This is a genomic window from Pseudomonas silensiensis, from assembly GCF_050434865.1.
Classification (GTDB): Bacteria; Pseudomonadota; Gammaproteobacteria; order Pseudomonadales; family Pseudomonadaceae; genus Aquipseudomonas; species Aquipseudomonas fluorescens_W.
In genome coordinates this window covers 1-26,120 of record NZ_JBNDJH010000035.1, presented here as the reverse complement: position 1 = coordinate 26,120, position 26,120 = coordinate 1, and the positions used below count along the sequence as shown (strand labels likewise).

The following is a 26,120-nucleotide window of genomic DNA, read 5'->3' as shown; positions in this document are numbered from 1 at the left end:
CGATTGACCTGCTGACGTCCTGTCCGCAGGTCATTCGACTGTTAGACGTTATTTGTAGCGTTGCTCAAACACGGCCACTTGCTCCGGCATGATCAGCTGGAAGGGCACCCAGACATCCGCCTCGACCGGCTCCCCCTTGATCATTTTCACGGCCGCTTGCAACGCGCTGGTCGCTTGCGCTTTGGGGTCTTGAAATACCGAAGCTACAAGCATCCCGCGCTTGATGGCTGCCAGGCCGTCAGGCAGCCCGTCGATGCCGACAATCGCAATCTCGCCCTTGGCTTTGCCGGCTTGCTGCAATGCCATGGCGGCGCCGATGGCCATCTCGTCATTGTTGGCAACGATGGCATCAAAACTGGTACCTGCCAGCAGCCAGTTGCTGGTCAGGTCCATCCCTTTGTTGCGCTGCCACTCGGCACTTTGTTGTTCGACGATCTTTATCCCTGGATAGTCCTTGAGCACCTGTTTCACACCTTCGGTACGGTCGTGCGTGGAGTTTTGCGCCAGGTCGCCCATGATGATCGCGATGTTGCCTTTGCCCCCCAATTTGTCGGCCAGGTAGCGCATCTGCAGTTGCCCGGCCTCGATGTCATTGGACGCCACCGTGACCACGCCTTTGGGTAGGACGCGCTCGTCCGGGTGGCGGTTGACGTAGACCAGCGGTGTCTTCGCGTCGACGGCGGCGCGCGTCATGTTGGCAGTGGCGGCGGTGTCTACGGGCAGGACGATGACGGCATCCACTTTCTGGCTGAGAAAGCCCTCGACTTGATTGAGCTGGCGAACCACATCGCCCTGGGCGTCCTCGAACTGGATCTGGACGTTGTCCTTCTTGGCGGCCTCTTCGAGACCGCTGCGCACGTAGGTCATGAAGTTGTCGTCGACCCTGGCAATGCTGACGCCGATGCGATAGCTGGCGGCGGCCCATTGGCTGAAGAGTAATAACAGCGTGGCAAAAAGCAGTGTGCAACGACGCATGATGGTTTTCCTTTTTTGTTATGAGTCGACATTCATCAAGATCAAAAACGTGGGGGCTGACTGATGCCAGTCCGTTAAGCCGTAATGCGATCTGTAGCAGCTGTCGAGCTTGCGAGGCTGCGTTCGGCTGCGCAGCAGTCGTCAAACCAGAAGCTGCGGTGCGTCAGGCGGACCGCATCAGCCGGATTCACGACTGCTGCGCAGCCGAACGCAGCCTCGCAAGCTCGACAGCTGCTACAAAGAGTGCGTCGCAGCTGAAATTGCTTAACTGACTGGCATTAGGCTCAATCCAGCGTGAAGGCCTGTCGGAAGCGTTCCAGTGCCGCTTCGCTGTCGCCACTGGCCCAGCCCTCGAGCCCGACGACTCCGGTGTATCCCATGCCGAACAACGCTTTGGCAATCGCCGGATAATGGATTTCACCGGTACCCGGTTCCATGCGGCCGGGGACGTCGGCAACCTGGATTTCCCCGATGGCGCTGCCGGCGCGCTGGATCAGTTCGATCAGGTTTCCCTCACCGATCTGCGCATGGTAAAGGTCCAGATTCATTTTCAAATGGGGGCTGCCCACGGCCTCGATCAGTGCCAGGGTATCGTCGGCGCGAGCGAAAGGGGTGCCGGGGTGGTCCACCTCGGTATTGAGGTTTTCCAGCAAAAATACCCGGCGAGCGTCTTCGCCCAGACGGGCGATTTTTTCCAGGGTCTTGCAGGCGCTCAACCACATGCGTCCCGTGGTGAGAGCCACGGGTTTGACCGGCAGGCCTTTGTCGCCCAGGCCAGTGCCATGCAGGTTGAGGCTCGGGCAATTCAGTTGGGCGGCGACAGCCAGCGATTCGCGTGCGCTGTCGAGCAGGTGCTGGATGTCCTCGGGGTCGGTCAGGTTGCCCGAGAGGTAGCCCGTCATCGAGGTGAAATCAGCGCCGGTGGCGACAAGCGCTGGAATGTCTTTCTGCGTCCAGTCCCAGAGTTCGGCGCTGAAGCCCAGTGCGTGAATCCGTTTGACGCGTTCGGTGAACGGCAGGTCGAGGAAGACCATCTCAGCACTGATCGCCAGTTTGAACGGTATGAAGCTCATGAACGGCCTCCTTGCACGCGCACCGCTTTGCCCTGCTGGAAGGACTCGATACACGCACGGGCAATGGCCAGTGCCGCCCGTGCATCTTCGCCGCTGGCGAGGGGTTTTTCGCCGGTGCGCAGGCAATCGACAAAGTGGTTGAGCTCGGCCACATAAGCGTCACGCAGCAGGTCGGTGTCCAGGCGCTGGGTGTCGGCCTGAATGCCATTGGCCAGATAGCGAACCAGGTCAGAGTCATTGACGCTGCCCATGGTCAGCATGCCGGCGCTGCCAAACACTTCGCCCCGAACGTCGTAGCCATAGACCGCCTGGAAATTGGCCTCGGCCGTCGCGATCGCACCGTTGTCGAAACGGATCGTGACCACGGCGGTGTCCAGAAACCCTTTGCTCTTGTAGTCCGGTGCAATCAGCGCATCGGCCATGACAAAAACCTCAACCGCTTCTGCACCAGGATTCAGGTAGCGCAGGGTATCGAAATCATGAATCAGGGTTTCGAGGAAAATCACCCACTGGGGCGAGGCGGCCGGATTGTTCAGCGCCGGATCGCGCGTCAGCGAGCGCAACAGTTGCGGCGTACCGATACGACCGGCGACCACGTCCAGATGAGCCGTTCGGAAGCTTTTGGCAAAGCGCCGGTTGAAACCGACTTGCAGCGTCACCCGTGCGTCGGCAGCGGCGGCGATGGCGCGGTCGGCTTCGTCGAGGGTGATGGCCATGGGTTTTTCACAAAACACGCCTTTGCCGGCGCGGGCGGCGCTGATCACCAGTTCGGCATGGCTGCGGGCCGGGGCTGCGATCAACACACCGTCGATTTCCGGATCATTGAGCAATTGCTGTGGGTCGGTATAGACCCGTTGCACACCCAACTCTGCCGCCAGGCGCGCGGCCTGGCCGGGTGTCGGGTCGGCGATGGCAGCCAGGCAGGCACCGGGAATGTGCCGCGCGGCAGTCAGGCCGTGAAAGCTGCCCATGCGGCCAGCACCGATGAGACCCAGGCGGATGATCTTGGACGTACTCATGAAATGACTCCCTTTTATTGTTGTTCAATGACTCGACAGCAGGAATGTCCTCGCTGGTACAAAGCAGGGAGCAAGGGCTGTGCCAATATTTAAGTCATTGATATTTAAGGGAGTATTCAAGGTGATTTGAAATAAGTGTTCATTTCGATGACATGTCTATACTGACATGTCGAAAATATGAACATAGGAAGCAAGCGGTGATCCCACAGCCAATGGCCTTCAGCGTGCAAGACCTCGATTACATTACGGCGCTCGGTCCGGCATCGTTAAACGAAGGACCGATCGCTGAGCTGGAGCAGGCCTGGCTGGCGTGCCTGAACGGTCGCACCGACCGACCTGCCGGGGTCAGGCAGATTATTTGGGACTCCTGGTTGCGCAGCGTCAGTGCCGGCCTCGATCCTGATGATGGTCAGTACCGATTTGTCACCCCCGAGGTGCTGGCTGCAACGCTGGCGGCCAATCGTGTGTTGATCACGGCGGCGGCGGAGGTCATGCGCGGGTTGCTGGCCTACAACCCCAGGGGCCATATCAACCTGACCGATGCCGAAGGGACGACGCTGTATTTCTGCGGCCTGGACCTCACGCCGGTGGGCAGCCGGCTGCTGGAGTCGGTGCAAGGCACCAACTGCACGGGGCTGGCGCTTGCCGAAGACCGCTTGGTGTATGTGCTGGCCGAGGAAAATTTCGGCGTCGGCCTGCGTCGGCGGCGCATGCATTGTGCCGCCGCGCCGATCAGGGATGCGCAGGGCCGGACACTGGCCATGCTGACCCTGACCGCCGAGCCGGGCTGGTTTCATTTCCATACGCTGGGCACCGTCCAGGCGGCGGCCGAAGCGGTCTCGCGGCAGATGGCGCTGCAAGCATTGCTGGAAGAACAACAAACCGTGCTTGAAGTGCTCAATGAGGGGCTGGTGGTGCTGGATGAGCGGGGCTGCATCAAGGCGCTCAACCGTTACGCCCGCCAATTGTTTCGCGTGGGCCGGGATCTGCTGGGCAGCCCGTTCCAGCGCCTGGGTCAGAGCGAATTGACTGATGAGATTCTGCTGCGTGGCGGGGAAGGTCTGCGGGATCTGGATTGCACATTTGAGCTGCATGATCGCAGTCAACTGGCGTGCCTGGTGTCCGTGTGCTCGCTGGAGCAGGGTGGACGTATTGTTTCGTTGCGTGAGAACCGGCGCATCCGGGAAATTACTCGCCGGATTATCGGTACTCAAGCCAGCTACACCTTCGAGACCATTCAGGGCAGTTCGCGCGCCATTCAGGACGCGTTGCACCTGGGGCGGATAGCCAGTCGCAGTGATTCGACCGCGCTGATCCTGGGTGAAAGTGGTACCGGCAAGGAGCTGTTCGCCCAAGCGATTCATAACGCCAGTGACCGTAGCAGCGGTCCATTTGTGGCCGTCAATTGCGGGGCGATTCCGCGCGATCTGGTGCAGAGCGAACTGTTCGGTCATGTCGAAGGCGCCTTCACCGGATCGGCCCGCGGCGGCTCTGCCGGGAAGTTCGAATTGGCTGATGGCGGAACGATCTTCCTCGATGAAATCGGTGACATGTCGTTTGATGCCCAGGTCAGCCTGCTGCGCGTTTTACAAGAAGGCGAGGTGACGCGCGTGGGCGCGAAAAAATCGCAGCAGGTGAACGTGCGCATCATCGCTGCCACCCACCGCAACCTGAGTCAGGCGGTGGCTGAAGGAGCCTTCCGCGAGGATCTTTACTATCGGCTCAACGTCCTGAACCTGACGGTTCCGCCATTGCGGATGCGCCGCGAGGATGTGCCGTTGCTGGCGCGACATTTTCTCAGCCGTTGCGCCCGGTCGCTGCGCAAATCGGTGCAAGGCATCTCGCCAGAGGCGCTGGATATTCTGTCGGCTTACCACTGGCCGGGTAATGTTCGTGAGCTGGAAAACACCATTGAACGGGCGACCAACCTCGCCGTGACCGAACTGATCCAGCCAGCTGATCTACCGCTTGAAATCAAGCAAGGGCAACGGCCGTCGGCGCCGGGAAATGTGCCCGAACCCCGGGCCGCCCTGGACCTTGGTGCCCATGAAATGAATGCGATCATTGCGGCCCTGAAGGATACCCGCGGCAACATCCGCCTGGCCGCCAGACAGCTGAACGTTTCTCGTGGCGGGCTGTACAACAAGATGAATCGGTTTGGGCTGAGTGCCGAGGCTTTTCGTGCAGGGCCCAATCTCTGACGGACATCGGAATTCCCCCATCTGTTGCTGACTGAAAAACAACCGTGTGGCGAGGGAGCTTGCTCCCGCTGGGTCGCGCAGCGACCCCACGAGTGCTATCGCAGTCTTCCAGCCAGAACTCAATGGTTGGTTTTGGGCTGCTACGCAGCCCAGCGGGAGCAAGCTCCCTCGCCACAGGATTAAGGTTTAAGGCCGGGCATTCTCTGAAGTGACAATCTGCAAAGGAATATGGACCCGATGCCGGGCCGGATCGAAGTCCGGCGTGGTCTGCAATTCCACCAGCAAATCGACCAGCGCCGTCGCCAGCAATCGCGGCTGGGAATCGATGACCAAACTGATCAAACCCTGCGACAAAGCCTGGCGTGACAGCTCGGTCGACTCCTGCAAAATGCAGCACAGCGACGGCCGCTTCGGTAACTGCGACAGGGCACTGATGATGCCGTCGCCGCCACCGCCGACCACGCACAAACCCCGCAAATCGTCATGCCGGGCCAACAGTTCCAGGGTCGCCTCTTCGGTGATGTCGCAATTGTCCAGGTTGATCACCGCTTCAAGCGGCCGCAACCCCGGTGCGTGCTCCGCCAGGTAACTGCGCAGCCCCTCGACCCGCGCCTGATGCCCGAGAAAACGGTGGCCGCCGAGCAACACCCCGATGCTGCCTTTGCGTGCACCACAGGTGTGGGCCATCAGCCAGCCCATGGTGCGCCCGACCTCAAGATTATCCTGGCCGACGTAAGGCTCATTCTCAGCCTCATCAATGTCGGACAGCAGGGCAATTACCGGCACGCCGGCCTCTCTGATCTGGGCGATGGCGGCGTTGATCAGCGGGTGAGCGAAGCTGACCACTGCCAGGCCATCGCACTGCACGGCCAGTTGTTCAATTTGAGCAACGATGGCGCTCGGTGTGCGATCGAATACGTACTCGAACTGACAGCTCAGGTTGGCGCCGGTCTGACGCTGCGCCGCTTCGGTGATGGCGGCGGCAACATTGGAATAGAACGCCTGGGCGGTACCGAGCAAGAGGATGCCGAAACGATAGCTGGGACGCCGTTCGCGGATCCGCTGACCGATCAGCCGGGCAGCGAAATAACCGACCGCTTCAGCGGCCTGGAATACCTGCTCGGCGGTGGCCGGGTTGACCGGCGCCCTGGCATTGAGTACCCGGTCGACGGTGGCGACACTCAACCGAGCGTGTTCGGCGACCGTGGCGATGGTGGGGCGTTTAGTGTTGTTCATGGCGGGTCCCGAAATCGCCTTGATAGAAAACTATCAAGCCTTGCTGGGCCTGGATGATAGCTTGATAGGGAATGTATTCAAGGGCTTGAGGGTAATCAGTGCGCTCTCTATCTTTTCTCCAACGGTGCCATCCCGCATCGAAGCAAGTGCCTAAAACCATCAAGCTTGCGGAGAACAATAAAATGCCTGAACAAAACGCAGCCTATGAAAACCGCGGTAAACCCGTGCCTCGGGATTATCGATTGCTCGGTCCCGAAGCCGCCAAAGCGGCGCAAAAAGGTTTGGTCTCGGCCAACTGGTACCAATCGCCCATTTCCCGTAAACGCATGAAGGAATTGATGCAGCGCCGCGACGGCCCGGCTTTGCGCGATACCGCGATCTGGTTGCTGGCGATGGTCGTCACTGGCTTCGGTGGTTACTGGTTCTGGGGCTCCTGGGCCTGCGTTCCGTTCTTCTTCGTCTATGGGCTGCTTTACGGCACCGCATCCAATGCCCGCTGGCACGAAGCGGGTCACGGTACGGCGTTCAAAACCCGCTGGATGAATGATGCGGTCTACCAGCTGTCGAGCTTCATGTTCATGTTCGAACCCCAAGTCTGGCGCTGGAGCCATGCGCGGCACCACACCGACACCATCATCGTCGGCCGCGATCCTGAGATCGTCGAGCCGCGTCCGCCGAGCCTGATCAATATGGTGCTGAGCCTGTTCAGGATGCCCTACGCGTTGAAGACGATGGGGTCAGTCTGCCGGCATGCAGTCGGGCGGATGGATGAAGAAGAGCAAACGTTCATCCCGGAATCCGAGTGGCCCAAGGTGGTGAGAGACGCGCGCGTCTGGCTGGTGATTTATGGGCTTGTCGTGGTCGCTGCGCTGTATCTGCAAAGCTGGTTGCCGCTGATGTTTATCGGTCTGCCAACCCTCTATGGCGGTTGGCTGTCCTACCTGTTCGGCCTGACGCAGCATGTCGGCCTGGCCGAGGACGTGCTCGATCACCGCAGCAACTGCCGCACGATTTACATGGGGCCGGTGATGCGCTTCATGTACCTGAACATGAACTATCACCTTGAGCACCACATGTATCCGATGGTGCCGTTTCATGCGCTGGCGCAGCTTCACGAAGAGATCCGCCACGACTGCCCACCGCCGTACACCAGCCTGTTCGAGGCCTTCAAGGAAATCCTCCCGACTATCTGGAAGCAGCGCAAAGACCCGACGTATTTCATCCGTCGCCCTTTGCCACAGCGCGCAGAACCTGCCGCAACCGCCCGGGCGGAATCTGAAGTAACGCCGGCCTGACACCTTCCTGTCTGTACCACTAAAAAGAGAAAGCACCATGACCGATCAATGGATCGACGTATGTGCCGTGGGCGAGATTAATGAAGAAGACGTCATTCGTTTCGACCACGGCCAGCACACCTATGCCGTCTACCGCTCCGCCGACAGCGAGTTCTTCGCCACCGCGGGCCTGTGCACCCACGAGTCCATCCACCTGGCCGATGGCCTGGTGATGGAGCATGTCATCGAGTGCCCCAAGCACAACGGGCGCTTCGACTACCGCTCCGGCAAAGCCCTTGGCGCACCGGTGTGTGTCAACCTCAAGACCTATCAGGTGCGGGTCGAGGCGGGGCGTGTTCTGCTCGCCGTCACGGTTTAAATGCAGGGAGTCTGTGCCATGAATTCTGCCAATGCTCCACTGGTCATCGTCGGCGCCGGGCATGCGGGTGGCCGCGCGGCGCTGACCCTGCGTGCTGAAGGTTATAGCGGTCGCCTGATCCTGATCGGCGACGAGTCTCACCCTCCGTATGAACGTCCGCCGCTGTCCAAGGGATTGTTGCAGGGCACGGTAGATCTGGCGGGTTACAGCTTGTGCGACAGCGCTCGACTCGCCGAACTGGAGATCGAACACCTGGCCGGCAATCCGGTTAAAAACCTGGACCCGCAGCAGCATCGTCTGCAGTTGGCCGACGGTAGCTGGCTGACCTATGCGCGTCTGTTGCTCGCCACGGGAGGGCGGTCGCGGCGACTGGCCTCTGTACCCGAGCATCTGGGCAACGTGCTTTACCTGCGGACCCACGACGAAGCGCTGGCACTGCGCGCTTCGTTGCGGCCCGGTGCTCGGTTGGTGATCATCGGCGGCGGCTTCATCGGACTTGAAGTCGCTGCGACCGCCCGCGCCTTGGGTTGCTCGGTTACTTTGCTCGAAGCCGGACCGCGTCTGGCGGGACGGGTGTTGCCTGAGCGACTGTCCAGCGTCCTGCTGGAACTGCATCGCAGACAAGGCGTGGACGTCCGTTTGAACGTGGTGATTGAGGCGGTGCGAGGCAACACTTGCGTCGAGGCGGTGCAACTGGTCGACGGCGAGCTTCTGCCCTGCGACCTGGTGGTCGTGGGCATCGGCATGCAACCCAACATTGAATTAGCCGCAGCCGCGGGGATCGAGGTCGGCCAGGGCATTCGTGTCGATGCCCAGTTGCGCACCAGCGCGCCTGACATTTTTGCGGCGGGCGATGTCTGTGAGTTTCAGCTGCACCCGCAAGGCGTTTTCCAGCGTCAGGAAACCTGGCGCAACGCCGAGACCCAAGGCCATCACGCCGCTTTGAATCTCTTGGGCGGCGAGCAGTCCTTCGAGGTCATTCCCGGATTTTGGTCTGATCAGTACGACTGGGGGCTGCAGATCGTGGGCGTGATTTCGAACGCCGAACCCACGGTGAGCCGGACAACCCAGGACGGTGGTTTCCTGTTGTTCTACCTCGATGCCGAGCGGCGCCTGCAAGGTGCTTGCGGCTGGGGCCAGGGCAATAGCGTGGCCAAGGACATCAAATTGTGCGAACGGCTGATCACCAGCCATAACCCCCTCTCGGCGGAAGCGCTGGCCGATGCCGGTGTGCCGCTCAAACAATTGCTCAGGAGCTGACATGCGTGAATTTCTGGTATTTCAGTCCCTATGGGCCATGCAGGATCAGCACGGCCAATGCGACCTTCCCCTGGAAGCGCAGCTGGAGAAAATCGCTGCCGCCGGCTTCGACGGAATCACCGACCATTTCTGGGTCGCGCAACAGGCCAAACGCCTGAGCGCCGCTGCCAAAGAGCAGGGCCTGCAAATCGAAGGTCAGCTGTTCCCCCGCACCGTGGATGATCTGGCCGCAGCGATTGATGTCGCCTCCTGCTACGGCTGCCACCACCTCACGCTGCAAGCCGACGTGAGGCCGCGCACGCTGACGCAAGCGATCCAGCTGATCGAAGGCTGGCAGCGCCTGGCCGAGCAGGTGGATTTTCCGATCTTGCTGGAAACCCACCGTTATCGCCTCACCAGCGACCTGTTGTTCACCCTCGACATCCTCGCTGAAATGCCCGATCTCAAACTGTTGGCCGACTTGTCCCACTATATCGTGGGCCGCGAACTGCCAGAGCCGGCCACCACCGAGGACGACGAGCAGATCCATACCATCCTGCGTCACAGTTGGGGTTTCCATGGTCGTGTCGCCAATGGCGAACAGGTCCAGGTGCCCTTGAGCTTCGCCCAGCACCGACCTTGGCTGGAGCGTTTTCTGAGCTGGTGGAGCTATGGGATCGAGGATTGGCTGGCCCGATCGAACACACCTGCCAGCCTGTCCTTCACCTGTGAACTCGGTCCGCCGCCGTATGCAATCACGGGTGCCGACGGAGGTGATATTACCGATCGCTGGGCCGAGGCGTTGATGCTGAAGGAGCTGATGCGCGAGGTCTGGAAGGAGTGTCAGGTACGACCACACAAGGGTCACTGATTTATTAATGCAAGACAGGTCGAACGCACTGGCCACTGCTAATCTCCTGTCCATCGCGTTTCAATGAGATGACAGAATGGCATTCGTCGACAAGTTCGTTGCTGAGATACTGGCCCTTCAGGTTGCCCTGTACCACGCCCGTGCTCGGTTGGAGGCACGAACTGATAGCGAAGCTCTGCATGATCTCAGGATTGCCGTGAGGCGTATCAGGAGTTTGCTCCGACCGATGCGCTCCATGAGCCAGGTGGCAGCTCTGAACATCGCCGCAGCTGAGGTGGGACGGCTGACTACACCCGCTCGGGATCTGGAGGTCATAATTGAGGAACTGGAGGGCAGGGGCTTTCCTGCCCAGGCTCAGCTCAGAAAAGCGCGCTTGGCCTCTCACTACTCCTGGATTCTGAAAAGTCCGGCCCTCAAGAACCTGTTCATTCAATTGGATGAGTGGCCTTCCATTTTTCGATCAGTGGAAGCCAGCGGCGGTTTAAAACACGTCCAGCCTCAAATCGAAAAAGCACTGATAAAGCAGATTGACCGGCTGCATGCGGCCGTGGATGACGTTGGTTTTGATCGGCACGAGTTGAGAATCCTGGTCAAGCGCACGCGCTACCTGACGGAAGCGTTTCCCAGTCTTTCACCGCTGTCGGGTAAAGCGGCGAGTGCGCTCAAGGCACTGCAATCGGCGTTGGGCACCTGGCATGACCACTATCAATGGTGCCAGAAGGCGCTGATCGAATCCGACCTGCGCCCGCTGGAAAAGATATGGCAGAGCTGCGCAGCAACCGCGCTCGGCAAAGCCGAGATCCAATTGGTCGATCTGTCAAAACGGCTGCCAAAATCATCAGGCAAAAAAAAGCCGCCTAAAGGGGCAGCAGAAGAACGAGCACGCGTTGTATAGCCCGAGTATGCCTGTCGAAAGTTACAGCGCTGTGACACATTTTTTGCGTCCATCGACGATCACCTCCTCAAGACCCGCGATCCTGGTGTCTGCTCATCCGTAAAGGGTAGCGGGTGTCATCTTAGCGTCATCGACCCCATGGCAAGATCCTCGCAAACCGCCTAGCGCGCTCAGCTTGCAAGGAATCCCCCATGAAAGGAGACGCCTCTCTATTTGCAGCCATTGACCTTGGTTCTAATGCGTTTCGCATGATGATCGGCCAGTCAGTCAGACGGCGTCAGGGCTTCGTGATCCAGGAAGTGAAAACTCTGCGTGAACCTGTCCGTTTAACGGAGGGGTTTCAAGGTGGCGCGCTGGACGAGTTGGCTCTGGATCGGGGATGGCAAGCGCTCGCGCGATTCGGCAAAAAGTTACGCGGCTTCGAGGCCGGTCGAGTGCGGGCGGTGGCGACCAGTGCCGTGCGCGAAGCCGACAATGCGCAACTGTTTTTGGCCAGCGCGGAGCGGCACCTGGGGTTTCGGATTGATGTCATCTCTGGGCATGAAGAGGCCCGACTGGTGTACGCCGGTGTGGCTCATACGATACCCGGTACCGAAAACAGACGACTGGTCGTGGATATCGGTGGCGGTTCCACTGAATTGATTCTGGGGCAGGGCGCTCAGCCCTTGATGACCGAGAGTATTGCCATAGGCAGCGGCAACTTCGGCACGCGTTACTTTCAGGGTGGCTGTATCACGGCGCAGGCGCTCCTGGAGGCTGAGCGCGTAGCCACTGTTCAATTTGAAAAAGTCGCACGTCGTTATCGCACGCTGGGTTGGCAGCAGGTGATTGGCTCTTCAGGCACCGCACGGATGCTGGCCAAAGTCCTCAAGGCCAACGGGTTGAACGACTATGGCGAAAGCGGCATCACCTACAGTGGTCTGTTGCGCCTGTCGTTGCGCCTGCTTGAAGTGGGGCATGTCAAACAACTTGGCCTGGCGGGCTTGCAACCCCATCGCCAAAGTATCTTGCCTGGAGGTCTGGTGCTCATGCTGGCGGCATTCAAGGTGTTTGGTGTCTCGCAGATGACGCCTTCCGAGCCGGGGCTGAGGTTTGGCGTTCTTCATGGTCTGATGAGTCAACACTGACAGCGAGCGCGTCAATGAGGTGTGTCACGGCTGTTAGTATTTTTCCATCCTTCCGCTCTTTCGACGGGGCAAAATCGTTCTAAAAAGTCCGCCTTGCGCTGTGCACTTTGTACTAATCTTGAACGTGTAGGTGAAGACGCAGACTGATGCGCAAGCGGATGGCGAGGAAACGTGGGGCGCGTTCCGAAGGGTACACGGTTAGAAAGATCTCCGCGCTGAGATCCAGCCCTTATGCCGTGTGAAGCAGGACAGCACAAAACTGTTCTGTGGGAAGCCTGATAAACCTTGTAAGCCGGAGACCAGCACCGGCCACCTACTCGATTTACAAAGCCCGCCTTGTGCGGGCTTTTTCGTGCCCGCAGGGTCCGTTTGTATCGGAACGTATCCCGCGCACCTGCAGCTACCTTCACATACAAATCCAGGGCATTGGCGACACGTGCGCGATACACGGCGGCCTCCAAATAGAGCCACCGCATCCGCGGCAAGCTCCGCGCGACTCTCCGCGCACCCATTGGAGAAATGCCCATGTCCCGTTTCAACCACCGTATCTGCGCTGGCATGCTCGGCATCGCCGTTGCCGCGTCACTCACCGCCTTCGCGGGGCTCTCTCAAGCAGAAGAGGCGCCTGCGGCAAAAAGCTGGCAGGCAGGTCTTCACCGCACCGATCTGCTGCGCCAGGACCTCGACGTCACCGGGCGTGAAGTGATTCAGGTCCGCGTTGATTTCGAGCCAGGTGTGGTGTCCCCCAAGCACTCGCATCCCGGGGTGGAAGTGGCCCACGTCATTGAAGGCACGTTTGAATATCAACTCGAGGGTCAGCCTCCTGTAACGCTCAAGGCGGGCGATTCCTTGTACATCCCCGCAGGCACCGCGCACGTTGCGAAGAATGTTGGCGCGAACAAAGCGTCTGAGCTGGCGACGTACATTGTGAAAAAAGACACGCCACTGGTCGTACTGGAAAAGTAAACGACCTGTCGGGTTACCGGCGGTCACGACGCACGGCCAGCGCGCGGTTTCCCAGCGCGATGGTCAGTGCGAAAGAGATCAGCACCAGCGCCACGGCGAAGGTGATCCGCAGACCGCTGGCCACCGCTTCGGGTCGCGCCGTTGCAATGTCGACCGAGGCCGAAGCGAGCGCGAACACCGCGCCCAAGGCGGATGCCCCCGTGATCAGCCCCAGGTTGCGCGACAGGTTGAGCAGGCCGGAGATGACGCCTCGCTGGTCCGGCTGAACCTCCGCCATGACCGCCGTGTTGTTGGCTGTCTGGAACAGGGCATAGCCGATGGTTATCACGACCATGGGCAAGAGATAGCCGCCGATGCCGAACGTCTCCGGCAATATCGACAGCGTGAGGCATCCAGTCGCCATGGCCACGAGCCCGGCGAGGGTCATGCGTTGGGCGCCAAAGCGGTCGGCAATACGGCCGGCTGGGACCCCCGTCAGTGCCGCGACAAACGGCCCGACCGACAAAACCAGTCCTACCAGAACGGCATCGAGCCCCAGCCCATGCGCGAGATAGAAGGGGCCGACCACGAGCGTCGCCATCATCACGGTCGCGACGAGCAGGCTCATGGCGAGGCTGCCACTGAGCACGGGATCGCGGAACATCGCCAATCGAATCAACGGTGAGGTGACGCGAGCCTCGGTGAATACAAAGAGGCAGGCGCCGCCGCCCGCCGCCAACAGCAAGGCGATGTTGAACGGACCGAAACTGCCTCGGCCAAGGGTCATGGCCAGCGCATAAGCGGCGAGCGTCAATACAAGCAGCAGTGTGCCCAGCGGGTCGAAACCAGCGCGATCGGTCTTGGGCTTCTGGCGATCGGCGGGCAAGTAGCGATGCGCGAGTACCAGTGTCAGCAAGCCCAGCGGTACGGTGATGAGGAAGATCGCCCGCCAGCCGAACCCGCCAATCAACAGGCCACCGAGCGACGGTCCCATCGCGGTGCCGATCGCCGACATCGTCCCGAGCAAGCCCATGGCGCTGCCGGTTTTTGCCTTCGTCACGGTCTCGCCGACAAAGGCCATGGTCAGCGCCATCATGATTGCCGCACCGATTCCTTGCAGTGCCCGGGCGCCAATCAGCATCCAGAGTGTGGGCGCAAAGCCGCACAGGGCCGACGCCAGGGTGAACGCGCCAATGCCGGTCAAGAGCAGCCGCCGTCTGCCTGTGATGTCACCGAGCCGACCGACGCTGACAATCAGGGTGGTAATGGCCAGAAGGTAGGCGAGGACAATCCACTGCACGTGCTGGAAGGAAGCGTTAAACACCTGGGCCAAAGTCGGCAAACCCACATTGGCGATGCTGGTGCCGAGCGAGGACAGCAGCATCGACAGCGAAAGACTGGCCAGCGCCCACCGAACCGACGGTGTCTGTTGCGCACGCTCTGCGACTGCACTGAGTGATTTCATGCTGTTCCTCTTTTCTGACCACTCCCGAAGTGGAGCTATCAGAAATCTACGCCCCGGCCTAACATGGCGGAAGGCGCACCGTTTGCACTTGATACGTGCGTTCAACGCCATATCACTCTGCCGCGAGGCGCTGCATGTCTACTCCCGATTTCAATTTGCTGATCACCCTTGATGTGCTGCTCGCCGAAGGCAGCGTGGCCCGCGCCGCCAAGCGCTTGCGGCTGAGCCCGTCGGCCATGAGCCGGGCGCTGGCGCGATTGCGTGAAACCACCGGCGATCCGCTGTTGGTCAGGGCCGGGCGGGGGCTGGTTGCCACTCCGCGAGCGCTCGAACTGCGCGAGTGGGTCAGTCAGCTGGTGCAGGACGCCGAAGCGGTCCTTCGGCCTGCCGAGCAACCCGACCTCAGCCAGCTGAGCCGCACATTCACGCTGCGTACCAGTGAAGGCTTTGTCGAGAATTTCGGCGCGGAACTGATTGCCCGCGTCGCCAAGCAAGCCCCTGGCGTGCGGCTGCGCTTCATGCACAAACCCGACAAAGACAGTGCGTCACTGCGCGACGGGACGGTCGATCTGGAAACGGGTGTGGTGGGCACAGCCGCTGGCCCGGAATTGCGTACCCAAGGCTTGTTTCGGGATCGATTTATTGGCGTCGTGCGAATGGGGCATCCGCTAAGCGAAGGCGAGATAACCCCCTCGCGTTTTGCCGCAGGCAGCCACATCAGCGTCTCTCGGCGGGGGCTCGACAAAGGACCCATTGATGAAGCCCTTGAGCGCCTGGGCCTGGAGCGGCAGATAGCAACCATCGTTGCAGGCTTTTCCACTTCGCTGGCGCTCGCCCGGGCCACCGATCTGATCGCCAGCGTTCCCGAACGCCACACTGCCAGCCTGCGCACCGGCATGCACAGCTTTGCGCTGCCGTTGCCTCTTCCGGCGTTCACCGTTGCCATGCTCTGGCATCCGCGGCTGGATGCCGACCCTGTGCATCGCTGGTTGCGCGGTTGTCTTCGAGAGGTTTGTTCCGATTAAAAATTGTCAGATTTGATCTGATGTTCATTATTGAAACTATGCTGTTTCATACGTGGAACTATTGCATGGGTGTTCTGGTTCTACATGTAAGTAATTTTGGTATAAAAATACTTTGAACTTATTAATATAGGTGCGGTAGCCGAAAGGTTTTTGCGTAAATGGGAATTAACTGCTGATACCATTAAATGGCGCAACGCTATCAATGGTGGCGATTAACTAGTAGTGAGTATAGTTGTAAAGCCTGAGTTACTTAGTGTGTATAACCTTATGAAATATAAATAATTATTTTTCTAGTAATCAGGCGATTTAACAGGCTGAAACACGGAGGGTAAGTCAGGGATCCAATAAGGGGTAGTGGCAGAATATTGGCAGCCGACATATCAGAAAAATAACTTCATAATAATACTGACGTATTTCTGATGCGGTGCTAGTGTTTCTAACTCCTTTTAACCGTACTTGTCTGTCTGTAGAGGCCGTGCGTCATGACGACTCCAACTCCACGGATTGCGATACTGGGTAATAGAGTTCCAAGCTTGAATCTTCCGGAGCTTGAGCACTTCGCCGATCTGGGCAGCTTGTTGGCTGCACCCGCATTTGATGTGGTGCTGCTGGACCTGCCCGCGGTTTATTCCGGGCGGGTGCTTCGAAAGTTGCGCACCCTTCACCCATATCGTTACAGCCTCATTTACTGCTGCCGTGATCAGAACGGCTGGTGCGAAGCCTTGGGTGATGGCGCATGCCCTGTCGAATCCAGCGAAATAAGAACCCTCTGGGGGATATGGCAAGAACGCTACAGGTTGTTCAAACGAGGTTCTGCCCCCGAGCGTTTTGAAAGTCGGGTGCTTTCATGGTTGTGGTTGCGCGACAGCGCTCACATCTATGCCCTTCGAGACCCGGAGGTGCCTCAGCACTATCGCTATCCGCTGCTGGACGCCCTGGCTGATAACGAGCAGGTCAACTCGTTTGTCTGGCTCAGCTTGATGGTGCAGCAGGACTGGCTGCAAGAGGGGGTTCTGGTCGATCGCGTTCGCTTGTGTTCGGAGTGTGGCTCGGGCCGGCTCAATTACATTGATGTGTGTGCCGAATGTCAGGCCCTGGACATTTCACGGCAGCCTTCATTGCACTGCTTTACCTGTGGGCATGTGGGGCCACAGGAATCCTTTCTCAAAGACGGGGTGTTGTTGTGCCCCAACTGCTTGAACCGGTTGCGCCATATCGGCAGTGATTACGACCGCCCGATGGAGAACTATCGCTGTCGCTCATGTCAGGCGTTTTTTGTCGATGCCGACGTGCAGGCGCGCTGCCTGGATTGCGGCCTGTCGCACACGCCTGACAAGTTGCGAGTACGCGAGGTCAGAGATTTCCGCCTGGCCGAGGCCGGCCGTTTCCGCTGCCGCCAGGAGTTCAGCGATCAAACGGTCCGTCACTTCGGTCGACTCAATCTGTTAGGCGGCAAGGATTTCTATGACCTGCTGACCTGGCAGATGCAGGTCGTACGCCGCTACCAGTCGCCTGCCTTCTCACTGCTCGGTCTGCGCTTCGTCAACCTGGCCGGCACGTTGACTCGCCTGGGTGAACACCACGGCCATGCCTTCATCGACAGCGTGGCTGATCGGTTGAAGGAAACCGTCAGGGAAACAGACCGCTGCTCTCGAAGTACCGAAGAGTACTTCTGGATCATGCTTCCCCATACCGATGGCAAGGGCCTGGAGACCGTCAAGCAACGCTTGGGCCGGGTCGCCGAGTTGTTTTCAGCACCGGAGGTCAGTGACATTTCCCTGCGTGTCGTCAGCATCACGGCGCCCCAGGATCTTCTCGAGCAAGAAGATGGCGAACTACTCCTGGCCCGTCTGGCCAGTGAGTTGGCGTGACCCGCCATGAGCCCTTTACTGGAGCAACTTTACAACGCACTCAGTGCGCTGATGGGGCCGGATGGTTTGAGCCGGTTGTTCTTCATGCTTTTCCCCTTGTTTCTGATCTTTGAATTACCCCTGATGATCATGGTGATGTTGGGGGTGTTGCGCTGGTTCACACGTCGGCGCACCCGTGTACCGAAGATCAGTGTCTATCGGCCAAGGGTCTCTTGCATCATTACCTGCTACAGCGAGGGAATGGATGTACAGACCACGCTGTTAAGCCTGTGCGAGCAGACGTACCCCGGCCACATCGAGATGATTCCGGTGGTGGACGGGGCCACGGTGAACCAGCCGACGCTCAGCGCCGTGCGCAGTTTTAGCGTGGATCCGCAGTTGTACCCCCGGCGCCATTTGCGTCCGATCGCCAAGTGGCAGAGGGGCGGGCGGGTGTCGTCGTTGAACGCCGGCCTGTCGCTTGCCAGCGGTGAAATCGTGATGGCGCTTGATGGTGACACGTCCTTCGACAACAACATGGTCAGCGCCATCGTGCGGCACTTCGAGGACCCGTCGGTGCCTGCGGTCGCCGGTAGCCTGCGAGTGCGCAATGTCTGGGCGTCCTGGGTGACCGCGATGCAGGCGCTGGAATACCTGCTATCCATCCACATGTCGAAAATCGGCCTGGCCGAATGGAACCTGGTCAATAACGTCTCGGGGGCGTTCGGGGCATTTCGCCGCAGCTTTCTGGTGAAAATCGGTGGCTGGAACACCCACACCGCGGAGGATCTGGACCTGACGTTGCGCATCAAAAGTTACTTCAAGCGACACGACTTGAGGATTCCCTTCGAGCCGGAAGCGATTGGACACACCGATGCACCGTCGACGCTCGGTCAGTTCCTGATGCAGCGCTTACGCTGGGATGGCGACCTGTTTTTTCTCTACATCAGAAAGCACAACCACAACATCAACCCCAGCTTGTTGGGCTGGCCGACCTTTCTGATGATCCTGCTCAGCGGCTTCTTTTTTCAGCTGGTGCTGCCGTTCCTCATCTTCAGCTACACCTTGCTGGCGTTATTTGTTCTGCCGGGCAAGACGCTGTTGTTTCTGTTTGTACTGATCTATGCGCTGTACCTGACGATCACCGCGCTGTTGTTCGGCGCCATGTTGTTGATGGTCTCCGACCGACCTGCAAAGGACATGACCCTGGGGTTGTTGGTGCCTTTCTTTCCGCTGTTCATGCTACTCCTGCGGTGCTGGAGCGCAGTGGCCATGCTCAACGAGATCTTTCGCCGGGGCCACGAAGAAAGCTCTATGGCACCGTGGTGGGTGCTTAAACGAGCCACGAGGTTTTGATGATGCGATCGATACTTCTGCTGCTGACGCTGTCGTTGCCCCCTACGATACTGGCCGTACAAGCACTGCCGGCTCAGGCGGCGGGGGCGCCGTCGAGCCAATGGTCACAGGCCAGTTATGTCTGGGACAGCGAAGCGTTGCTCGATCCCGATCAACGCAAGGCGGAGCTCGAGCAACTGCGTAAAGCCGGGATGGACAAGATCTACCTTGGCCTCAAGTCCGCCCAGTTGAAGGACCTTGCCACGACGCGCCAACGGCTGGAGCAATTGCTCCGGGACGCGGCCGGCAAGGGGGTGCAAGTCAGCCTGTTGCTCGGCGATCCGGCGTGGATCGAGCCGCAGGGACGCCATCAGCTCACCGACTTGTTGGCGAAGCTGAAGGGGCTTTCATTCACCAGCCTGCACCTGGACCTGGAACTCGAACAACTGGGCGTGCCGGTCCCGGATCAGCGCTTGAAGGATTTGCTCGATACCTTGCGCGCCGCCTCCGCAGCCAGCCCATGGCCGGTGGAAATCTCCAGCCATCATCGCTGGTTCGCTGAGGCAAAACCCGGAAAAACCTGCCTGCCGTGCGCGCTTCCCGGGGCGGGCGTGCGTCAGGTCAGCCTGATGATCTACACCCGTAACCCGAAAAACAGCGCACGAATGGCAGAGCAGATCGCTCAACGCTGGCCCGATCTGCAGTTTCGCCTGGCGCAAAGCACGGAGCCGCAACTGGATGCCACGGAATCCTGGGCCGGCGCGTCACCTGAGCAGTTGCAGCACCAGACCAGTGTCTGGCGCGAACAGCTGCAACCCTGGGGGATTGTCGGCATTGACTGGCAAGCCTGGCGAGACTTTCCAAAACGGTGAGCCGTCATGAAGATTCGATTCGATAGTCGCAAAGAACTGAACCCCACCCAGGAACAGGGTTTGACTGTGCTCTATGCGCCGGGCAAACGCATGGCGTTTCGCGTGCGTTGGTATTTGATCCTGTTCCTGGTCGCGAGTCCCTTGATCTGGCTGGGAGGGAAGCTGGCTTACGGCATGTTGATGATCGACGCACCGGCGCAATTGCGCCTGCCGATTCTTGAAGTGCGCGCACGGGATGCCGGGCGGGTCGATCAGCTGTTCGTCATGGCCGGCGAGCAGGTCCAGGTCGATCAGCCGTTGGTCAGCCTCGACAATCCCGAATGGCGTGCGCGGCTCTCGCAGCTCGCCGCGATGCCGACCAAGGCGGTGCCCACCACCAACGCCAAACTGGACACCAGGGAGCGTCAGTTGCTCAGGACCCGAGTGAGCAGGACGGAGGAGCGCGTGCAGGTGCTTGAAGACCTCGTCACATCAGGCGCCGTCTCGCGTGGAGAAGTACTGGCTGCTCAGTCCGAACTCGACGCTTTTAAAGCCGACCTGTTGGCGTTCGAGCGCCGCGAGCAACTGGCTCGTCAGTCGCCGTTGAGCGTTGAGCGCGAGATTATTCAACAGACCGCCGAGCAACAGTGGTTGAAGACGCGCCTCGCCGCGTTGTCGGTCAAGGCTGCGCAGAGCGGTCGAATTGCGGAGGTGTTGGTCACGCCCGGCGAAAACGTCGGTGCCGGCACGTTGTTGATGCGTCTTGAGCGGCTGGAAGAGCCTCTGCTGTGGATTTATCTGGAACCGCTGAACATCAGCTACGCCGCGATTGGCCAGCCGCTGCGCGTGCGCATGCCCGATGGCGAGTGGTTGCCGGCCCATGTTGTCCAGGCCGTCGACAGCGCCGGTCGCACGCCGACGGTGTTGCGTGGGCCGTTCGCTGCCAGCGAAATGGGTTTGCAGGTCGCCGCCCGGTTTGATCGCCCCCTGCCGCCGCGCTGGAGAATCGATCAACTGCCGTTGAATGTGCGCTTTCCCACCGACTGGCAACAAATGGTCAGTAACAGCCGTGAACTCATCGAGCAATTAGGCGACTTCATTGCAATGGATCGAACACCCACTACCGCACAGGGGAGTAAATAAATCATGACTGCAGATCGAATTCTTGTGACGGGCGGTGCCGGTTTCATCGGTTCGCACCTGGTCGAAACACTGCTGGAAAGCGGTTATAGCGTTCGGGTTCTGGACGATCTTTCCAGTGGAAAATTGTCGAACTTGCCGATTGATCGCTGCCATTTGACCCTGGTGGTGGGGGATGTCGCCGACGCGCCGACGGTGGAACGGGCGATGAAAGACTGCAACGCGGTGGTGCATCTGGCGGCGGTGGCCTCGGTGCAGGCGTCGATCGATGACCCGGTTGCGACTCACCAAAGCAATTTCGTCGGGACGCTGAATATCTGCGAAGCCATGCGTCAGGCTGGCGTAAGACGGGTGGTTTACGCGTCCAGTGCGGCGATCTACGGCAACAATGGCGAGGGCATGGCGATTACCGAGGACACGCCCAAGAATCCGCTGACCCCGTATGCCGCCGACAAACTGGCCAGCGAACATTTTCTTGATTTCTACCGCCGCCAACACGGTCTCGAGCCGGTCATTCTGCGGTTTTTCAATATCTACGGACCCCGTCAGGACCCTTCATCGCCTTACTCCGGTGTCATCAGCATTTTCAGCGAGCGGGCGCAAAAAAAACTCCCCATCACGGTTTACGGTGATGGGGAGCAAACAAGGGATTTTGTTTACATCAATGACCTGGTAAAGGTCCTGGTACAGGCGGTCGCTGAGTCAGAGCCGATGATCGAACCGGTCAATGTCGGGTTTAACCGATCCACCAGCGTTAACGAACTGGTGGCGACGTTAAGCGAACTCCTGGGACGCCCCGTGACGTTGAACCACGACGCGCCGCGTTCCGGTGACATCAAACATTCGCGCGCCGACAACCGTCGCCTGCTTGAGCGTTTTTCCTTGAGTTCACCGACCTGTTTTACCGAGGGGCTGGGTCAACTGCTCAGAAGTATTGATTCCGGCGGGCGGTAGCGGCGAGCTCGGTCGCCAGCAGGTGCTCTTCCAGCACATCGCTCAGGAAGCGGAACTGATCGTTGAGCCCGATCACTTCATTGTTGAAGTGATTGGTGGCGGATGGCATCAGCAACGCCTCGAAGTTTTTGTCGAACACCAGTTCGAACGTTTTGCGGGAAACGAAGGATTGGGAATAGGAGTTATTGCCGAACACCGCAAAGCTCACGGCCAGGGTCACGGAGTGAATCATGACGTGCGCTCCTCAGACAGGACGTACCAGGAAAAAATGCTCAGCGTGACGGCCGTCAGGGCCAGGCAGGTCAGGAGATGGATAATCATGATTCGCCCCTCCGATGCGGGGTTTTGCGTTGGGTTAAGGCTGATCCTACGCTGACGGTTTTTGAGCGGAAGGCCTTCGCTGCGATGGTGAATATCGACATAAGTGATGGTGGGAACATCGCGGCCTGAAGAACACCCTCAACCCCAAGCGAACAAACACCGACACCTATACTCAAATTAATAGGCCTTTGAACACCGGACATCCCGTTCGGGCAAGTCTGTAGGAACCGCGATCTTGAACGTGCGTTCGCTGATCGTCGCGCTGTTGGTGGTGCTGGCGGGATGCGCCACGCCTGAGCGTGCGCCGGTGCAAGTGGTGCCGGTGATTGTTTCCCAAAGCACCTGGCAGAGGGTGGATCAGGAGATTGTCGCGGCGTCGCAATCGGCCACCGAGCAGACCAAAATCTACGCACGCGGGGCCATGGATTACTGGCGAACACGGGTCTATCAACTGACTGAAGAGAACTTCATCCCCTGGTTCAGCAGTTACTGGACCCAGGAATGGCTGTCGATGAAGGTCAGCTGGTACACGATCAGCGCCAAGGGCGAGCAAGATGCCTCGGCCAAGCGCCTGGCGGCTTATCTGCTGGAGCAATACCAAGAGCGCGTGCTGGCGCCGGTCGCGGTGGAGATTGATCCCGACGCGATTCTTGGCCAGGCGACGGCGTTCTACGTGGACATTCTTCAGGAAGAATTGCAGAAAATCTCCCAGCGTCACGGCGTGCCGATGGCTCAGCTCAATGGCCGAATCCAGAAAATCCCCGCCATCGCCCTCGGGCCACCGCCGGCCCGGGACGCCTCGCTGTATCAAGTGGTTCACACCCAGCCGCTGAACACCTTGCCGGCCTATGCGGCGCTGATCGAGAAGATCCACAAGGCGGGCGGTGACAAGGGCGTGGGTTCGACAGACACCGCCATGGCGCCGGTGGCCAAACGCGCCAGCCAACGGATGGAAGCCGAAATGGCCCCGCGAGGAGCGGCCAGTGCAGTGGCCGCCGCAGCGGGCAAATTGGCCGGGGGATTGATTACCGTGGGGGTGGCGGGGATTCGCGCGCTTATCCAGGCCAATGACCGGCCGGACAGCGAGGCACTGATTCGCAGCAGCCTGGGTAACACGTTCGACAAGGCCTGGCTGAAGCTGGTGCAAAATCCGACCACCGGCGTGATGGCGGGTACGTTGTACATGGCGGCGCAGATCGAGGGCAATCTGGCGGGGAGCGCCGAAGTACCGTCGGTCAGTTCGGGCAGCGGATCTGTCGATTGGGGGCCGAAGGAATCGACTAACCAGCAGAACGCCCCATAACCCAAGGAGAATGACCATGTCTTACGTTGATGGCTTCATCGCAGCCGTACCCACCGCCAACCGCGAAAAATTCAAGAAACACGCCGAAACCGCCGCTGTCCTTTTCAAGGAAAGCGGCGCCCTCAGCGTCGCCGAATGCTGGGGCGACGATGTCCCTGACGGCAAAGTGACCTCGTTTCCGATGGCAGTAAAACTCAAGGAAGACGAAACCGTGGTGTTTTCCTGGATCATCTGGCCCGATAAGGCCACCCGCGATGCAGGCATGGAAAAAATCATGACCGATCCGCGCATGCAGCAGGACGTCAACCCGATGCCGTTCGATGGTCAAAGGCTGATCTTTGGCGGGTTCGAAATGATCGTAAAAGCCTGAAATAAACGACAGGATCACTCCGGCGTCGGGGTGATCCTGCAACTCTTGCGATTACGAATCTCGCTGTCCGTCGGCCGCTCCTTGATGAACTCAAAGCGCGGCTCACCTTCGTTGTAATGAACCAGCCAGCCCCATTCCAGCTCGGACTCGTCCTGACCGGGTTTCGGCGGCACGGCCCACCATGGTTCCTTGCTGATGATCTCTCGCATGGCCCCCTCCAGTTGAATCGTTTGCATGAACTATAACTTGGATGTCAGGAGGTGCCAGAGATGAGCGACGAATCCCATGAGCCGTTAAAACGGCTGTTTTTTGCCCTGAACTGCACGCCCGAGCAACGTCGGGCCATTGCCCAATGGCGCAGCGCACTTGGGCTCAGGAGCGGGCGCCCGGTGCCGGTGGAAAACTTTCATCTGACGTTGATGTTTTTGGGCGCTGTCGAGGTGGCGCAGATTGCCGATATCTGCACGGCTGCCGCCAATGTTCGAACACCGGGTGTGCCTTTGAGGGTTGCGCTTGATCGGCTGGATGTCTGGCGCAGGGCAGGGGTGTTGGTGCTCGCTCCGGAGCAGGCATCACCGGAGTTGCTGCGGCTGGTGTATGCGCTTGAGCAGGCCATGCTGCCGTTCGGGTTTGAGGATTCGCCGAAGAAGGAGTTTCGGCCGCATCTGACGCTGATGCGTGATTACCGAGTGCCGGTGCCAGAGTCCGCGACGCCGCCCGAGTTCTATCTGCGGGCCGATCATTTCACCTTGTTCGAATCCCATAAAGGCCGCTACCGAGCGCTGGCCGAGTGGCCGCTCGTTTCCTCATAAAAAAAGCGCCCGAGGAGGGCGCCCAAATTCACCTTAACCGAGGAAGCCAGGTGAGGCCGTTCTGCAGATAGGAGTGCAGCGGTGGTAAGGCGCTGCGTGAACGGAAATCTTTGAATTACTTACCGAGCTTCACCCGCGTCCAGCCCCGGGTCATCACCCGCTGAACGCCGATCGGCATGTCCGGAATCGCATACAACGTCGCCATCACAGCCTGCGACGGATACGAACCCGGATCATCCCGAATTGCTTCATCCACCAACGGTGTGGCCGCCGCGTTGGCGTTGCTGTAGCCGATGTTGTTGGTGATCTCGGCGATGATGTCCGGACGCATCAGGAAGTTCATGAACAGGTAGGCGTTTTCCACGTTCGCAGCATCCCGAGGAATCGCGACCATGTCGTAGAAACTGCCCGCGCCTTCCTTGGGAATGCTGTAGTCGACCTTCACCTTATCGCCCGCTTCTTGCGCGCGCGCCTTGGCTTGCAGCACATCGCCGGAGTAACCGACCGCTACGCAGATGTTGCCGTTGGCCAGGTCGGAGATGTATTTCGACGAATGGAAATACGCCACCGACGGACGAATCTTCATGAACAGCGCTTCAGCTTCGGCGATCTGATCCTTGTTCTGCGAGTTCACCGGGTAACCCAGGTAGTGCAGGGCGGCCGGGAGCATCTCGGTCGGCGAATCAAGGAAACTGATGCCGCAGGCTTTCAGCTTGGCGGCGTTTTCCGGTTTGAACAGCAAGTCCCAGGAATTGGTCGGGGCGTTGCTACCGAGCACTTCCTTGACCTTCTCCGGGTTGAAGCCGATGCCGATCGAGCCCCACATGTACGGGAAGGCGTGGCCGTTATCCGGGTCGCTGGCGGAAGCGTTTTTCAGCAGGACCGGGTTGAGGTTTTTCCAGTTCGGCAGCTTTGACTTGTCCAGTTCCTGATAGACGCCTGCCTTGATCTGCTTGGCCAGGAAACTGTTGGACGGTACGACAATGTCGTAGCCGGATTTGCCGGCGAGCAGCCGTGCCTCAAGGGTTTCATTGCTGTCGAACACATCGTAGGTCACGCGGATGCCGGTCTCGTCTTCGAACTTCTTGACGGTGTCCGGGGCGATGTAATCCGACCAGTTGTAGACGCGCAGTACCTTGTCATTGGCCTGGGCGCCGGTAGCCATTGCGCCCAATAAGGACAGTGTCAGCAGAGTCCTGCCAAACATTTTCATCGGTACAACTCCATTTCTTTTTTTATTCAAATACGCAAAACAATTGCAGTCTTCGCGCCCCCCTTGTAGCAGCTGGCGTAGCCTGCGTTCGGCTGCGAAGCAGTCGTGAATTCAGACACTGCGGTTCTTTCAGGAAGATTGAATTCGCAGGTTTTACGACTGCTTCGCAGCCGAACGCAGGCTTCGCCAGCTGCTATGTATGGACTCGCCCCCACATTCAACCTGCTTTTGAACACTGCTACCCGGT

At 59.3% G+C, this 26,120-nt stretch carries 26 protein-coding genes; 17 read left to right on the top strand and 9 right to left on the bottom strand.

Annotated elements, in window-relative coordinates:
- Nucleotides 1-48 precede the first annotated feature (48 nt).
- The 3 genes from QF010_RS31760 to QF010_RS31750 form a co-directional block, all read right to left on the bottom strand.
- Nucleotides 49-975, bottom strand: coding sequence for a sugar ABC transporter substrate-binding protein (locus tag QF010_RS31760; protein WP_429534631.1), 927 nt, complete (start codon nt 973-975; stop codon nt 49-51).
- 284 nt (nt 976-1,259) lie between these two features.
- Nucleotides 1,260-2,048, bottom strand: coding sequence for a TIM barrel protein (locus tag QF010_RS31755; RefSeq protein ID WP_429510248.1), 789 nt, complete (start codon nt 2,046-2,048; stop codon nt 1,260-1,262).
- Nucleotides 2,045-3,067 carry a Gfo/Idh/MocA family oxidoreductase gene (locus tag QF010_RS31750; protein WP_429534630.1) on the bottom strand — a complete coding sequence of 341 codons (1,023 nt, stop codon included), beginning with the start codon at nt 3,065-3,067 and terminating at the stop codon, nt 2,045-2,047. The genes QF010_RS31755 and QF010_RS31750 overlap by 4 nt, the downstream gene beginning before the upstream one ends.
- A 152-nt stretch (nt 3,068-3,219) precedes the next feature.
- On the opposite strand from QF010_RS31750, the gene QF010_RS31745 reads away from it, so the two are divergent.
- Nucleotides 3,220-5,268 carry a sigma-54 interaction domain-containing protein gene (locus QF010_RS31745; protein WP_429510246.1) on the top strand — a complete coding sequence of 683 codons (2,049 nt, stop codon included), beginning with the start codon at nt 3,220-3,222 and terminating at the stop codon, nt 5,266-5,268.
- A 186-nt stretch (nt 5,269-5,454) separates the two neighbouring features.
- Here QF010_RS31745 and QF010_RS31740 read toward each other — a convergent pair whose 3' ends face one another.
- Nucleotides 5,455-6,504 carry a substrate-binding domain-containing protein gene (locus tag QF010_RS31740; protein WP_429534629.1) on the bottom strand — a complete coding sequence of 350 codons (1,050 nt, stop codon included), beginning with the start codon at nt 6,502-6,504 and terminating at the stop codon, nt 5,455-5,457.
- Nucleotides 6,505-6,686: 182 nt separating this feature from the next.
- On the opposite strand from QF010_RS31740, the gene QF010_RS31735 reads away from it, so the two are divergent.
- The 7 genes from QF010_RS31735 to QF010_RS31705 all read left to right on the top strand — a co-directional run bounded on the left by QF010_RS31735 (nt 6,687) and on the right by QF010_RS31705 (nt 13,255).
- A complete protein-coding gene (locus QF010_RS31735; protein WP_429510245.1) occupies nt 6,687-7,799 on the top strand; it encodes a fatty acid desaturase family protein in 1,113 nt (370 codons plus the stop codon).
- A gap of 37 nt (nt 7,800-7,836) precedes the next feature.
- Nucleotides 7,837-8,157, top strand: coding sequence for a MocE family 2Fe-2S type ferredoxin (locus QF010_RS31730; protein ID WP_429510244.1), 321 nt, complete (start codon nt 7,837-7,839; stop codon nt 8,155-8,157).
- Between the two features lie 18 nt (nt 8,158-8,175).
- On the top strand, nt 8,176-9,417 hold the full coding sequence (locus tag QF010_RS31725; protein WP_429534628.1) for an NAD(P)/FAD-dependent oxidoreductase: 1,242 nt from the start codon (nt 8,176-8,178) through the stop codon (nt 9,415-9,417).
- A gap of 1 nt (nt 9,418) precedes the next feature.
- Nucleotides 9,419-10,267: a sugar phosphate isomerase/epimerase family protein gene (locus QF010_RS31720; protein WP_429534627.1), complete on the top strand. Its 849-nt coding sequence runs from the start codon at nt 9,419-9,421 to the stop codon at nt 10,265-10,267.
- A gap of 76 nt (nt 10,268-10,343) precedes the next feature.
- Nucleotides 10,344-11,162: a CHAD domain-containing protein gene (locus QF010_RS31715; RefSeq protein ID WP_429534626.1), complete on the top strand. Its 819-nt coding sequence runs from the start codon at nt 10,344-10,346 to the stop codon at nt 11,160-11,162.
- A gap of 191 nt (nt 11,163-11,353) precedes the next feature.
- Nucleotides 11,354-12,289 (top strand): Ppx/GppA phosphatase family protein, encoded by a 936-nt coding sequence (locus QF010_RS31710; RefSeq protein ID WP_429534625.1) that lies wholly within the window; start codon nt 11,354-11,356, stop codon nt 12,287-12,289.
- 525 nt (nt 12,290-12,814) lie between these two features.
- Nucleotides 12,815-13,255: a cupin domain-containing protein gene (locus tag QF010_RS31705; protein WP_033056486.1), complete on the top strand. Its 441-nt coding sequence runs from the start codon at nt 12,815-12,817 to the stop codon at nt 13,253-13,255.
- A gap of 13 nt (nt 13,256-13,268) precedes the next feature.
- Here the strand turns inward: QF010_RS31705 and QF010_RS31700 are convergent, their stop codons facing one another.
- Complete coding sequence (locus QF010_RS31700) at nt 13,269-14,699, bottom strand: MFS transporter (RefSeq protein ID WP_033056485.1); 1,431 nt, start codon at nt 14,697-14,699, stop codon at nt 13,269-13,271.
- 134 nt (nt 14,700-14,833) lie between these two features.
- On the opposite strand from QF010_RS31700, the gene QF010_RS31695 reads away from it, so the two are divergent.
- From QF010_RS31695 to QF010_RS31670, 6 genes are all read left to right on the top strand, one after another.
- A complete protein-coding gene (locus QF010_RS31695) occupies nt 14,834-15,724 on the top strand; it encodes a LysR family transcriptional regulator (RefSeq protein WP_033056483.1) in 891 nt (296 codons plus the stop codon).
- Nucleotides 15,725-16,257: 533 nt separating this feature from the next.
- Nucleotides 16,258-17,595 (top strand): TackOD1 domain-containing metal-binding protein, encoded by a 1,338-nt coding sequence (locus QF010_RS31690; RefSeq protein WP_488169048.1) that lies wholly within the window; start codon nt 16,258-16,260, stop codon nt 17,593-17,595.
- A gap of 6 nt (nt 17,596-17,601) precedes the next feature.
- Complete coding sequence (locus QF010_RS31685) at nt 17,602-18,930, top strand: glycosyltransferase family 2 protein (protein ID WP_033056481.1); 1,329 nt, start codon at nt 17,602-17,604, stop codon at nt 18,928-18,930.
- A complete protein-coding gene (locus tag QF010_RS31680; protein WP_197281734.1) occupies nt 18,930-19,781 on the top strand; it encodes a hypothetical protein in 852 nt (283 codons plus the stop codon). Before QF010_RS31685 ends, QF010_RS31680 begins: the two co-directional genes overlap by 1 nt.
- A gap of 6 nt (nt 19,782-19,787) precedes the next feature.
- Nucleotides 19,788-20,903: an HlyD family secretion protein gene (locus QF010_RS31675; RefSeq protein WP_033056480.1), complete on the top strand. Its 1,116-nt coding sequence runs from the start codon at nt 19,788-19,790 to the stop codon at nt 20,901-20,903.
- 3 nt (nt 20,904-20,906) lie between these two features.
- On the top strand, nt 20,907-21,854 hold the full coding sequence (locus QF010_RS31670) for an NAD-dependent epimerase/dehydratase family protein (protein WP_033056479.1): 948 nt from the start codon (nt 20,907-20,909) through the stop codon (nt 21,852-21,854).
- On the opposite strand, the gene QF010_RS31665 is transcribed toward QF010_RS31670, so the two are convergent.
- Nucleotides 21,826-22,086: a hypothetical protein gene (locus QF010_RS31665; protein ID WP_033056477.1), complete on the bottom strand. Its 261-nt coding sequence runs from the start codon at nt 22,084-22,086 to the stop codon at nt 21,826-21,828. The genes QF010_RS31670 and QF010_RS31665 overlap by 29 nt on opposite strands.
- A gap of 324 nt (nt 22,087-22,410) precedes the next feature.
- Between QF010_RS31665 and QF010_RS31660 the strand changes: the two genes are divergently transcribed.
- On the top strand, nt 22,411-23,478 hold the full coding sequence (locus QF010_RS31660) for a lipoprotein (protein ID WP_033056476.1): 1,068 nt from the start codon (nt 22,411-22,413) through the stop codon (nt 23,476-23,478).
- Nucleotides 23,479-23,494: 16 nt separating this feature from the next.
- Nucleotides 23,495-23,848, top strand: a complete 354-nt coding sequence (locus QF010_RS31655; protein WP_033056475.1) for a DUF1428 domain-containing protein — start codon at nt 23,495-23,497, stop codon at nt 23,846-23,848.
- Nucleotides 23,849-23,862: 14 nt separating this feature from the next.
- On the opposite strand, the gene QF010_RS31650 is transcribed toward QF010_RS31655, so the two are convergent.
- Complete coding sequence (locus QF010_RS31650; protein ID WP_033056474.1) at nt 23,863-24,057, bottom strand: hypothetical protein; 195 nt, start codon at nt 24,055-24,057, stop codon at nt 23,863-23,865.
- Nucleotides 24,058-24,117: 60 nt separating this feature from the next.
- Between QF010_RS31650 and thpR the strand changes: the two genes are divergently transcribed.
- On the top strand, nt 24,118-24,660 hold the full coding sequence (thpR, locus tag QF010_RS31645) for an RNA 2',3'-cyclic phosphodiesterase (protein ID WP_033056473.1): 543 nt from the start codon (nt 24,118-24,120) through the stop codon (nt 24,658-24,660).
- A gap of 115 nt (nt 24,661-24,775) precedes the next feature.
- Here the strand turns inward: thpR and QF010_RS31640 are convergent, their stop codons facing one another.
- Together QF010_RS31640 and QF010_RS31635 are read right to left on the bottom strand one after the other, a co-directional pair.
- Entirely contained in the window at nt 24,776-25,873 is a 1,098-nt protein-coding gene (locus tag QF010_RS31640) for a polyamine ABC transporter substrate-binding protein (protein ID WP_008151822.1), read from the bottom strand.
- A gap of 26 nt (nt 25,874-25,899) precedes the next feature.
- Nucleotides 25,900-26,120: hypothetical protein (locus QF010_RS31635; protein WP_429534624.1), on the bottom strand; the 221-nt coding region annotated here is incomplete at its 5' end.